Origin of the sequence: Latilactobacillus graminis DSM 20719 (assembly GCF_001436415.1) — a bacterium.
Lineage (GTDB): Bacteria > Bacillota > Bacilli > Lactobacillales > Lactobacillaceae > Latilactobacillus > Latilactobacillus graminis.
Window position 1 is genome coordinate 17,452 of record NZ_AYZB01000003.1, and the last position, 12,871, is coordinate 30,322.

The window sequence follows — 12,871 nt, forward strand, 5'->3', positions numbered from 1 at the left end:
GCAGCCCACTTTTAAGTTTTAAAAGTGGGCTGCTCTTTGATTTGGTGATCCTCTCATTATTAACACAGTGTTTAGTTGGCTTCAGAATTTTCGATATGGGATTTTTGAATCCATAGTTCGCGGATAATTCCGTAAAGTCGCGCAAAGTGATCACTGTTAGCATTCAAACGCCAAATAAATGGGACTGCTGCCGGATTGGTATAATCCGGTAAAGCGATACTTGAGGTAGTTACCACTAAATCAGCATCCCGTAGCGCATCATCACTAGTACTAAAATCGACATATTGAATATTTTCCAAAGCTGCTAAAAGATCCATATAACCTAAATAATCTTGTTCAACAACTAAAGCAACCTTGACTCGATTCACCGGACGATATTGTTGGACCAATTGGCGAATCAAATTATAATAGGCCTTTACCAGTGCATCCCGATTAGCGGCAAATATCCGCGCCTCAGGTTCAAATAATAAATAATCAATAGTTTGACTGATATCAGCATGTAACTGTTCGTTCGGTCGTAAAAGTTTGACGCGCTCCATTAATTGATGCGATACCACAGAAGTCATATCGTTGCCCAATACATGAATATTAGTCGTCACTACAGATAACGCATTTTTAAGTTCATGGTAAACCCTTTCGGAAATATTCAAATAGCATTGAATATCAACCGGTGTCCGTTCAAGAAAATGATTAACAAACCAATAAACTTCTGGTACATAGCGTTTATAGATTTGGCATTCATCAATTTCAAACCGGCCTTTTGATTTTAGCGGTACGGGGCCATATTTCAAAATAAAATAGAGTCCTGCTGATTCTGACCGCGATTGAGTGGGTGACAATTGCGCTAATTTGGCGCGCAAGTCACTTGAGCCCTGCGTAAAATCAGCGACTAGATAAGCATGCGTTAGATCTGGATAAGGATAACGGATTAACTCCATTCGATCATCTGCTTCAATCGTCTTACCTTGCATCACTCGATAATAAGAGATAGCAATCATATAAGCCCCAATTTCACGTGTTAATAAGTTGGGTGTCTGCAATTGATAGGCTTCAACCGCATAATCAAACGCTTCATGTGCCGCTTGTTGATCGATCTCATCAAAAACCCAAGTATGACCACCGGCCGCTAACCAGTATAACATCACTAGTACGATCCGAATTGCTTTTTCGTCGCCTTCCAAATGAATCGGATCATAGGCAATCCGCACATTAAATGCCCGAATTAAATCCCGAACCTGTTTTAAATGTCGTAAGGCAGTTGCCTTACTACTATGATGTTGCTCCCAAAATGATTGAAAAGAAACTTGTCCACCATGTAATAAGATCTGAACAAAATCGTAGACATCTGAATTTTTAACCATATAAAAATGATAGACATCACTCGGAATTTTAAAGAGTTGGCGGGTATCATCCGTTTTCTTACCTAATACACTCTGCAAGTCGCTGACCATACTCATATACATATTGTATAAACTTCCGTAACTACGATCCAAAAGGGCCGCAACCTGCTTTAAGTTCACATCATCAATCAAATAGTCAACCTGTCGGGCCATACTAATCCGCTTTTTTACTGGAAGTTCGTCCCATTTAACATTCGTAACATCCAAGAATAATGCATATTTTTCTTTCTCGGCTTGCGTCAAATAAACACTATTCGTATTCACCTTAACCATCCTCCAATCTAATCAAACACCACTAAAGAAACTGATGTATTAGAATTTATTTTATATTAATTTGAGACTATTTATTATGTAGTTTCATTATACGCTTATCAAAATATAATTAAAGTTTATTATAATAAACCATATTTCAAGTTATTAGAATAATGTTCACACCATTAACTAACAGCTAGCATTATTTGCCGAATTTATATCATCAGTTGTCAAAAAGACAACAAAAAAGAACTTAGGCACACATTGCTTGGCCTAAGTTCCATTAATTTTTTATAAATCTAATTGCCACCCCATTGGCGCTTCATACACCTCCGATGACACTTTGTAAGTATCACTATACGGCAAATGAAGCTGTAGCGAACTACTTTCAAGAGAGATATCACTGATTTTAGTGATTAAACTCTGTGGTGTCGAATCACGTTTTAAGACACCATCGATCCACTCACCATCCGCTTGATCTGGTGCTAGCGGAAGTGGTACTGCATCATTAACGTTATATTTAAAATTATTAGTGATATAAAACGGATTTTGCTTCGTATCATTAGCATCCAGATAAGCTAATTTTAAATTAAAACCGCTTAATAACGGATTGTAAACCACTACTTTCGGCGCTTCCGGCGTACCGGTATCAGCAATCGTCTTTTGCGCAGTTTGAATCTCGTTGATTGCAACAGTCCTTTTGGCTTCTCCAACAGATTGGCCTAAGGTTTCTGTTCCAAACGAAATTCTAGCTGGGACAGTCACTTCAAGGGATGCAACTACTTCCAACGTAAATTTAAATGTCGCTGTGGTTTCAATTTCATCAGCGCCAATCGTCGCTGCATTAGCGTCAGCTGTCGTCGCAAATTCGATACTACTTGTTTTAGTGAGTGGGTAGCTAATCTGCTGGGCTTCAGATTTTACGGCCCCCACATTAAGCTTACTTTGATTGTTTAAATCAGCCAACAACGTCTCATTTAACGCGACGGTATTCTTAGTTTGGACACCATCAGAGTACCGATGCCAGTCACCCTGACCGTTAAACCGGTAATACAAGCCATATTGAGCAGGCATATTGGTTAGCTGTAACGTCCCCGTAATCCCAAGGTTGGGCGCGGGGGTTAAAGCCCCATCAGCGTAATCGAACTTCGCGGTTTCATTATTAGCAATCTGTTGATGGTTCGCTTTTTGATCAACCAAGTCAACTGCATCAATGGCCGGCTGTTTACCACCACCACCACCTTCATTCATGTCTGGAAAATCATGGTCGCGGCCATAAACTGATTTATCATGATCGGGTGAAATAATTGCATTGTCTAACGTAATATTATTGGCTGCAACCACCCCACCAATATAAAGGCCCCCTGAAGCGCTACCTGCATAATATGATCCATGCGGAATCAACATTGTGCCAAACAACATTGTCCCTGGGCTACGATTAGTATAACTAACCGCTGCCGTTTGACCCGTTATCCCCGCATTATCCTGTATCTCTTGATTATATGATTCTGGATAGTTGTCAGAATCATAAGTATCTGTAAAATTATTTACTAAATGGGCCCCAAATTTTAAAACATCACGATTATTCCAATCTTCTGGGCTGTTGCCCCCCACTTCAGTTGCAATACTTTTTACATAGTTTCCGGTTCCGGTCGGGTTGGCCGTAAATACGTGATGATCAAGATCGCCAATATAAAAACCGTCCCCTGATTTAAAATCAAAGCGTTTATCACCAAAGCCACTATAATTTAAAACAATATACGGAATCTTATCTGCATCCAAAACCTTCTTACCCGCCTTTTCCGTATAAAAGCTATCCGAAAAATGGAAGTCAATATTCATATGTTGGGCGTTGGGATTATAATCCAAGACTTTCGCGCGATCAATCGAAACAGCCACCACTGGCTTTTTCCCATCAACTTTAACAGCATAGGGTTTCGTTTTATCGCGAACTGTTTGATTAACGGTTGGATCGTCTTTTTTAGCCACGATATTAATCACGATATCAGACACCGCATCCCATGGATCAGTAATATAAATTGGATTAGACTTCTCTCTAACCGTCGTATTGGGCCAAGCATCGGTATATGATTGCTTTAAATTCATAATATCATCTGTACTCGACCAAAAATCAGCGTCCCCAGTTAAGCTAGCATAGAAATGACTGATATCTTGGATATTTTGTTGTAAACTATACTCATTACTAGCTGGATCCTCACTGATTTCATATTTATTAATCCCATTATCAACATATTGAGGTAAGTTGACCAAGTTTCCGTTGGTCCCTGGCACCGATTTGTTAGCCCATAAATTCGTAAACTCCTCAGGAGCAATATAATCCGGTTGGCCTTTATCGGCATCCTTAGAATATTCAGCAATAACATCTTTCAGCGGAGTATCTGTTGCAAACTCGGCATTTTTCGAAAGCCCTCCCCCCGTAAGATCATTACGTTGCCACATCTTACTCAGATTCGATAACTGATTTTTCATCCCAGTCGTCTTATCCAGTATTTTGCCATTACTTTTATTGAAATCATTAATAATCACGGCTGGATTTTCTAAACTCGTAAAATAGTCATCATAATCTGTATCATCAGCTGCTAGACTTGAACCATTTAACCCTGGTGTCCCAATATCCTTGCTTTTTAAAACAATCGAATTGGCCATAATCCGGCCACTAAATGGCGACGTATTATGGATGAATTGATTCCCAGTAACCATCATAAAATTAGAGGCACCACTCATTGGATATTCTGTATCGATACGGGCCTTGTTCTCAATGACTGTATCAGCTGCCTGTACAGCTTGATGATTAACAAAAATACTCGTTATCACACAACAACTGATTAAAAATGCTATTAGCAGATGCTTTCTTTTAATCATTTATTTGCCTCCAGGCCCTATTGGTCATAGTAAATTCGATAAGACCGTCTCTGAGTTAGTCTTTTTCTAGCGTTTTAATTTGTTGGGCATCTTGTTTCTGGCGACGATGATACCCTAGATAATACATTACTAGTAATAAGATAATGAAAATAATAATTAATAACACAATCAGCCAAATCCACCATAAAGACTTGTTCTGTTGATTTAATTTCATTGCTTGACTGACTGTAATCTCGAAATCACGATCAAATGACCAAGTTTTATGCGCCGATTTAGCCACTAGGTGTAGGTGATGCTTCCCAGGATTAATCCAGGTATCCCCTAGCGGAATCCCATATTCAAAACTAGAATTGGTCGCCATCGTAATTCCTTCACGCCGATTACCAAAAAGCGGCTTATCACCTTTGTGTTTTGAAACAGTTGCCCTAATCGTCATTGCTCCCGGTGTCGCGGGGGCGGTATTTTCTAATTTTACCAAAACTGCAGGCACATTTAAATAATTTGTCTTGCTCACGCGGATTCGCCGTAATTTCAATTCTGCCGGTACATGAGTATCGGGATGCTCACGCAAAATCACCCCGAGCGCCATTGCATAGTAATTATCGATACTAAAGCCCTGCTGATTGGTTTCTTGCCGACTTTTGGCTTTCGTATCTTTAAAGTATAACGCGCCTTTTAAAACGCCATCATAAAGTTTGGGTGGCATTGTTACTTTAAAATTAACGGTCTTTGTTTCACGCGGTTTTAAAGCCACCATCTGCGGTTGGTCAAAAATTTGACTAAATTGATATTCAGCCTGTGATAAATGTCCTGGATGATGTTTATCAAAAGCTTCTGCCCCGGCGATCGTCGTGTAACCAGTGTTGGCAGTGGCACTGATCGTTTTGGGCGTATCTTCTAAGTTTTCAAGGGTGACTGCTAACGTTTCCGTTTGACTAGGTTTCATGACCAAATCAAAACTCGTTTGTTCTTCATCATATTGATTATCCGGAATATTAGCGCTTACCGTAAACCCAGCGCTAGCACCATGAACCATTTGGCTGTTAGTGACCATTATTAATAGCAATAAAACTCCCATTAACGGCCATATAAATAATGTTCTTTTTTTCATATACGCTCCTTCACGAAAAAAAGCTGGGTCCCCCCAACTTTTGCTTGTTATTCACAAATGTCTATGTTTAACCAGCTGCTACCTCTGATGCAATTCCGTCAGATAATGTCCAAGTAATTGCCGCATTATAAGTACCAGCTTGAATATTTTTTAAATCAGCGGTATTCAACTTTAAGGTTGAACCAGCAGCCAACGTATCACTTACCGTTGAAAGACCTTCAACGTTTTTTTCACTGGCAGCTGCAGCCGCTGCAGAGGTGAGCAGATCAGCTGATGCGTTCGTTGAGATTGTTTTAGCGTTCAGGCCTAGTTGACTACCACCTAGCGTAATGACTCCACCAACAGCGGTCTTTGTCGTCGCGTTTGTAAATTGGCTCATGTTAGCTGATAATGTCCAATGATTTCCTGCACCACGATAGTCACTAACTTGCAGTGTATCAACAGCAGCTTTATCAATGCTACCATCAGCATTATGGCTATCGTCATGTGTCCCTGATACTTTGTTGTCAACTTGTTTCAACGCATCGCCTTTGATAATCGCTTGCATGCTCGTTTCGCCAAAATTAAAATCAGGGGCGGCATCCAAAGTTAATTGGCCAGCTTTAACTGAAAATTCAGCAGTAGTTGTCGCTTCGGCTGCCTGATCAGCTGTTGCTGCGACTCCTGAACCTGATTCGACTGCGGCTTGAGCCACAGCAACATTCATTAAAGTTGTGCTTGCTAAAGTAACGGCTGCTAATAATACGAATTTTGATTGTTTCATGCTAATTTTCTCCTAATAGTTCATTATTTAGTGGTCATTAATTCCCTAATCCATTGACTGCTTGAAGCTTATTTTAGTTTATAAAACCCCAAATAACAAGTTTCCAGATTACCACGCACCCAATAAATTGCTTATCAATTTATTGGTTAAAAAGTATTTAATAGATGTTTTGTTTTATACTATTCACCATATTCAAAAATATGTATTATTTAAAATTTTATAACTTAGAACACTGATTATCCGGTATTCTGAGTTGCTAATAAATCCAGCAATTCTGTATAAAACGCCAGACCTATTTATTACAAAAATTACATGATAGCTAATTTCAATATAATTATTCTATTTTTTTGAACTAGCATTTGTTTGTGTATGCTGCCGCGCGCTCTAATTAGCAAGGTTAGCGCCTGGTCAGCGCAGTCAATTATTATCGTCTATTAGCAGCTAGTTCTACGATTTAAACCACCATCATCACTAATTTTATTCAACCATAACTTTATGCGACACTTTTTATTAAAAATTTTTTCATCTTTTTTCAAAAAGCGTTCAGCGATGTTAACTTTTATTATACTATCATTAATTATTTTAATGTTTATTGAACTGAACTGTTTTTATTCATGATTTATCGGCCGAACATTGCTTTCAAAGTTCATCTAAATTCAGTATACTAATTCTAGATCAACAAATTTACCGGAGGAAATCATCCATGCGGACTTGGCAAAAATGGACTTTAATTATTTTAACACTCTTATTAATTCCGATTATGTATTTTGAAAATCGCTATTTTATGCAAGAACAGTTTAAACTGACCAAACACAATATGCAACAAACCGCATTAAGCAATTTCAATGACCAAGCCCGCAGTCAATATGCAGCATTTAAAATTTACGCGGCCACTAAAACGCACGGAAAAATCTACTACTTTATCCCACAAAATCAAAATGGTGACGATATTGATTTACAAAAGCAAGCCGTCACCCTTGGCAACCAGCTCTATCAAAAAGTGCGCCAAGAATCTCCTGATATTAGCCGTGTCACATTATATATTAGTTATACTGCAAAAAATTTACAAGATAATACCTATGCCTTTAAACCAACTGCTGAAGCTTACGGTTTTGTAAAATCGCGATTTAATATTCGTTATCAACGCTTGTTTACCCAAACTGGTGCCGAGACCATCTACGATATGCAACAACATACGACCCCGGTATCATTTAAAGATTTACAAAAAAACGCAGCGACTATCCCAATGATTCGCCAATTAGCGATTGATCAGCAACTTCAAGAACACCATTACACCCCGGAACAACTTTCACAACTAGAAGCACTAAATTTTCCGGAAAATGCCCAAGCAACGAATTTTAAATTTACAACAGCTGGTTTAACCTTGCAATTTGTAAAAAACCCCCTCGCTATTGAGAAAATCACCTTGCCAATGGCAAAAGTTGGGCCCTATCTTAACCCCAACTTAGTCCCTGAAGAATATCAAATGCCGGCTGTAAAACCCAGTAAAAGGCAAATTGCACTCACCTTTAACACCACTTTAAACCCTAGCACGATTACTAGGATTATCAAGCAATTAAGTATGCTACACATCAAAGCAACCTTTTTCACTACCGGAAAAGCAGCTAGCCTATACCCTGAGCAATTGCAACAATTGCTTAACGCCGGCCATTCCGTCGGCACGCAGGGCTACAATAAAGATGACAACTTAGAAGCAATGCCTGCTTCTGAAATTGCAAGCAACCTCAAGGAAACCGACGCGGCTTACTTTAAAGCCTGTGGGCAATTACCTCATTTTTTACGGGTAACCACCGAAACACCTAGTACCGATCTAAGTGCCACTGCTACGCGACCGTTAATTGCTTGGAGTGTTGATTCAGAGGATTGGCGCTTAACGATTGACGCGGCGACCATCGCCAAAAACGTTAACACCCGGATTACTGGCGGTGATATTGTTTTACTTCACACCAATCAAGCAACAATTGACGCACTCCCCACTATCGTTACAAATCAAATTAAGCAAAAGCGCCATTTTGTCACGCTAGACAATCTTTTCAAACAACGCTTAACCCCTTACCAGCAATATTTTAAGGCTGATGATCAACGAACACTATCGTAATCCTCAAAAAAGTCCCGACAACTTAAATTGTCGGGACTTTTTTATTTTTAATGCTGATGTTTAGTTAAATCAACCTCGGTTAATGGGATGACCTTAGTCTTATACCGTATTTTATAGTATCCGTACAGGATGATAAACAGCGGGATACTCATATAACTAATTCCAATGGCCATCCAATCAAAGCGCTTGAAGGATTGAATGTCTTGGCCTACGATCACTAATAAACAAAGAATAAAAGCGAAAATCGGGCCAAATGGGAACCAACGTGCGTGATATTTCAATTCACTTAATTGATGTCCTTGTACCTTAAATGCATGCCGGAATCGATAATGTGAAACAGCTATCCCTAACCACGCAATAAAGCCGGTTAAACCACTAGCTGCTACCAAGAATAAGTAAATCCGGGTACCAAAAATACTGGTGATAAAAGTAATTGCACCCACAATGGTGGTGCCTAGTAATGCCATTACCGGAATACCACGTTTGTTAGTCTTTGCAAAAATCTTAGCCGCGTAGCCATCTTCAGCCATGGACCATAACATCCGCGAAGAAGCATACATTCCAGAGTTAGCTGCTGATAGCACTGAGGTTAAAATAACAGCGTTCATCACACTGGCTGCTGAAGCAAGGCCCGCCCGTTTAAAGACTAATGTGAATGGGCTAACTGCAATGTTGGTTTCACTTGCCCCCAATAACGAATGGCTATCATAAGGAATTAAACAAGCAATCACGAAGATTGAGAGAATATAGAACAATAGAATCCGCCAGAAAACCTGTTTGATTGCCTTAGGAATACTCTTCTCTGGTGTTTTTGATTCACCAGCTGTAATCCCAATTAACTCAGTCCCTTGAAAAGAGAATCCCGCCACCACAAAAACACTCAACATCATTGGTAACCCACCAACAAATGGTGCTTTCTTATACGTAAAGTTACTCAAACCAGTATGATGGCCACCCATAATACCAAGGATCGTCAGTAACCCGACCCCTAGGAAAATAACCACAGTTACCACTTTAATCAACGCAAACCAATATTCGGTTTCACCAAACGATTTCACACTGGTGATATTGATTAAGAAAATTAATAATAATGCTGCAAGACTAAAAACCCAGCCTGGCATATCTGGTAACCAGAATTCAGTCACAAGTGCTGCCGTACTAATATCAACCGCCAAGGTGATTGCCCAATTAAACCAATAGTTCCAGCCTAATGCAAACCCTAAAGCCGGATCAACAAAGCGGGTCGCATAAGTTGAAAACGAACCCGAAACTGGTAAGTATGTTGCCATTTCGCCCAAACTAGTCATTAAAAAAAAGACCATGATCCCAATCCCACAATAGGCTAGCAAAGCGCCGCCTGGACCGGCTTTAGCAATCGCCGACCCACTTGTCACAAACAAGCCGGTCCCAATACTACCACCTAGCGCAATCATCGAAAGGTGACGCGTCTTTAACTCCCGTTTCATTTCATTTTCTGCCATAATACTTCGCTCTTTTCTCTATGTTTTCAAGAAAAAGCCCTCAACCACGTTTTTGACAAACAAAAAAGTCTTTTTGTCTGCTAAAAACGACAAAAAGACTAATAGCCTCATAATATCCGTTGATAGCGCCCCGTAACGTTTCGTTACGACAGTCCTTGATTTATTCAACCAAGTCCCAACATCAAAATGAATAAGCAAATTGACATTTCGGCAAATTCCCCTTTAATTATCCCTCATCACTGCTTAGTCAGTTCAGGATAACGACTGATGGTTTTTGCGACCTCTTATCTTGTTAGAAATGAGTATACCGAATTCCCGGAATTACGTCAATTATTTCCAAAAAAACACGACTATTTCGATCGTGATTTTCATATTGGCTATCCTTATTGATTTTTCTTGATTCTATCGTAACCGGATAATTAGGAATAAAATAATCGCAATCATCACCACGAAAATCGCGTATAACCACCAATTATTGTTCCTTGGCAGTTCAACAGCTTGGTCGTTATACTTGGCCACCATCTTACGCGTCATTACAAAATCCTTTGAAAGTCGCCAGTGACCTTTATTCGACGACACATGTAATAAGATGTTGTATCGACCTACTGTCAACGAATGACTATTCAAATCAACGCCATAATTAAAGTTTGAATTGGGTGCCATTTCCAAATCGTGCCGTTTATTTTGATACAGAATCTTATTCGATCCTACTTTACGAATCTCAGCTCTAACCTTCATCTTACCTACTGCATTTGCTTTGAAATTCTGAATATTCACCAGAATTGTCGGGTGGCTGTTCACAAGTCCCGCACGGATTTTCCTTAATCGTAAACTAGGCCGAACTATTTCATCAGATTCTGTCAACTTGGCCGCTAGAACATAAGCATATCGGTTGGTTAACGTTGCACCACCTTTTCTTTTTATCGCTTGGTCAGCCTGATTATTGGGCACTTGGGTGATGTAAAACCCGCCTAAGATCTGTCCTCTAAAAGGTTCGTCTGGTGTCTTCAAGTTAAACGTTATAGTTTGACTACCATTGGCTGGTACCTTAACCTGTTGAGGACTTGATATGAGATCCGTAAAACTAGCCTTGAGTGAGTAATCACGTTGCGACTTCGTTCCAGTATAATCAATTACCCCATTTGTATTCGTTGTCGCAGTCGTAGGAGTCACATCCACTATAATCGGCCGGGTGCTACTGTTTTGGATGCTCAACTCAAGTTCTTGCCGATGACCGGGTGTCACTTTTAAATCATAATATCCCAAATCAGCATCTGTTTGATTGGCAGGATAGATCGGCATTACTGAATAAGCCACTTGCTCTGCTTGAACGGGTTGATGATCCATCATCAACCCTAGGATAAAAGCAACGCATAACGCTAATACCAGTCCAGATTGACGCTTTATCTGTCTCATTTTATTCAATCCTCCTTCTAATTAAGGATTCGGTGTCACACCTTGTAATATCCAGCTTATTCCGCCGTGCTCCCTTTTAACATGCACCACCATTGACTTTCAATAGTACCGTTTAATTATCCTGCCAATTAACTGACGTAATTTCCTCATCAGCGGTAGTCGTTTTAGACGCGACCTGCACTGGTACAGATCTAATATTAGTTTGTTGGTTATAATCATTGACGTAAACTAACCCACCACTAGCTTGAAGCCAGTTGTATCATTAAAAAGATTCCGGTAATCGTCATTAATGTCTAGCGATTGAAACAAAAAAGGGTCATCTTCATGAAGATGACCCTTGTTAAATTGTCTAAACATCTTATTTTAAATTCTTTATTATTTTTTGAATTAATAATTCACGTTGCTCAGCGGATTGGTTCCAATCAATGACCGGAATCGCCTGGTGTCCAATCGTTTCGATAATCAACCCTGCCACGGTTTGCCGCTTTAATTCATTTGCCCACAACATATCTGCCTTATGAAAAGCAGCGTTGATAATCAGTGTCCCTTGTTTAGCAACTGGTTGAAAGTCATTGAAGACCGTATCCAACTTACCGGTATCTGGATAAGACTTGATCTGCCCCTCAGTTGCCAACACCACATCATAAATCGATACTTCATCAGCCGAACGGGCCAGCGTAAAACCACCGCTATTCCCGGAAGTTGATTTAACTAACCCCGCCACAACCAATTTGCGCATAATTTTGCGCAAATAGGTTTGAGAACCGCCTAACCGATGATGAATAACTTCAGACGAGATCGTATGTTCAGGATCTTGTGTCGCCAAAAGTACGATAATACAAGTTGCTTGTTCAAACGCCCGTGTTAAATGCATCAATCTATCTCCTTCTAAACGGTCGTGCACTTATGCCTTTTTGGTCTTAATGAATGCACCAGAGGATTGGCTTGCATCCGTTTGGACTTCAAAGCCATATTTTTCAAGAATATGTGCTACTTTCTTAAAGTCATCGCTATCAAACGTACTGATGTTGCCATCAATCGTTTCAATCTCCAATTTATTAGCTAAGTTACAAAATGCCTTGACTGCTAATTGGGCTAACCCTAAATTTTGGAAGTCGTAGACCGCTAATCGTGAAGCTGCCCCTAGTGTTTCAAGAACAGTAATGTGCATTTCCTTTTTCCATTTATTCGTTTCAAATAAGAGTTGTGCTTGAAAATCAACCATCGAATGTCCAAAACGGTCAACGTTAGCGTACGGTGTATAGACAAAAATCGAGTTTGTTGATTCTTGTTGACCATTTTCGCGATAGTCGGTATAAACAATATACTGCTTGACCTTTTCATCATTAACCTGGTTCATACTTAACAAAATTGTCAAATTTTCATTTGCTTCAATTTGTGCTAATTTGCGTGCATAAGCTTGGTCATTTTCGTTTGCCATTTGAT

At 39.6% G+C, this 12,871-nt stretch carries 9 protein-coding genes and 1 riboswitch; of the genes, 1 reads left to right on the plus strand and 8 read right to left on the minus strand.

Translation table 11 applies throughout. The features are described 5' to 3' along the window. Nucleotides 1-71 precede the first annotated feature (71 nt). The 4 genes from FC90_RS01395 to FC90_RS01410 form a co-directional block, all read right to left on the minus strand. Complete coding sequence (locus tag FC90_RS01395; RefSeq protein ID WP_057907526.1) at nt 72-1,664, minus strand: helix-turn-helix domain-containing protein; 1,593 nt, start codon at nt 1,662-1,664, stop codon at nt 72-74. Nucleotides 1,665-1,943: 279 nt separating this feature from the next. After that, a complete protein-coding gene (locus tag FC90_RS01400; protein WP_057907527.1) occupies nt 1,944-4,535 on the minus strand; it encodes a hypothetical protein in 2,592 nt (863 codons plus the stop codon). Between the two features lie 55 nt (nt 4,536-4,590). Continuing rightward, a complete protein-coding gene (locus tag FC90_RS01405) occupies nt 4,591-5,646 on the minus strand; it encodes a WxLIP family cell surface protein (RefSeq protein WP_057907528.1) in 1,056 nt (351 codons plus the stop codon). A gap of 67 nt (nt 5,647-5,713) precedes the next feature. Beyond that, nucleotides 5,714-6,409: a WxL domain-containing protein gene (locus tag FC90_RS01410; RefSeq protein ID WP_057907529.1), complete on the minus strand. Its 696-nt coding sequence runs from the start codon at nt 6,407-6,409 to the stop codon at nt 5,714-5,716. A 703-nt stretch (nt 6,410-7,112) separates the two neighbouring features. Between FC90_RS01410 and FC90_RS01415 the strand changes: the two genes are divergently transcribed. Beyond that, nucleotides 7,113-8,528 (plus strand): polysaccharide deacetylase family protein, encoded by a 1,416-nt coding sequence (locus FC90_RS01415; RefSeq protein WP_057907530.1) that lies wholly within the window; start codon nt 7,113-7,115, stop codon nt 8,526-8,528. A 47-nt stretch (nt 8,529-8,575) separates the two neighbouring features. Here the strand turns inward: FC90_RS01415 and FC90_RS01420 are convergent, their stop codons facing one another. From FC90_RS01420 to FC90_RS01435, 4 genes are all read right to left on the minus strand, one after another. Beyond that, on the minus strand, nt 8,576-10,009 hold the full coding sequence (locus tag FC90_RS01420) for an amino acid permease (RefSeq protein WP_057907531.1): 1,434 nt from the start codon (nt 10,007-10,009) through the stop codon (nt 8,576-8,578). Nucleotides 10,010-10,125: 116 nt separating this feature from the next. Further along, a riboswitch (Lysine riboswitch) is annotated at nt 10,126-10,303 on the minus strand. Between the two features lie 108 nt (nt 10,304-10,411). Continuing rightward, entirely contained in the window at nt 10,412-11,425 is a 1,014-nt protein-coding gene (locus tag FC90_RS01425) for a WxLIP family cell surface protein (RefSeq protein ID WP_057907532.1), read from the minus strand. Nucleotides 11,426-11,783: 358 nt separating this feature from the next. Continuing rightward, the gene (locus FC90_RS01430) at nt 11,784-12,299 is read right to left on the minus strand and encodes an Rrf2 family transcriptional regulator (protein WP_057907533.1); all 516 of its coding nucleotides are present in this window, start codon (nt 12,297-12,299) and stop codon (nt 11,784-11,786) included. 30 nt (nt 12,300-12,329) lie between these two features. Then, nucleotides 12,330-12,866 (minus strand): hypothetical protein, encoded by a 537-nt coding sequence (locus FC90_RS01435; protein WP_057907534.1) that lies wholly within the window; start codon nt 12,864-12,866, stop codon nt 12,330-12,332. Nucleotides 12,867-12,871: the final 5 nt, after the last annotated feature.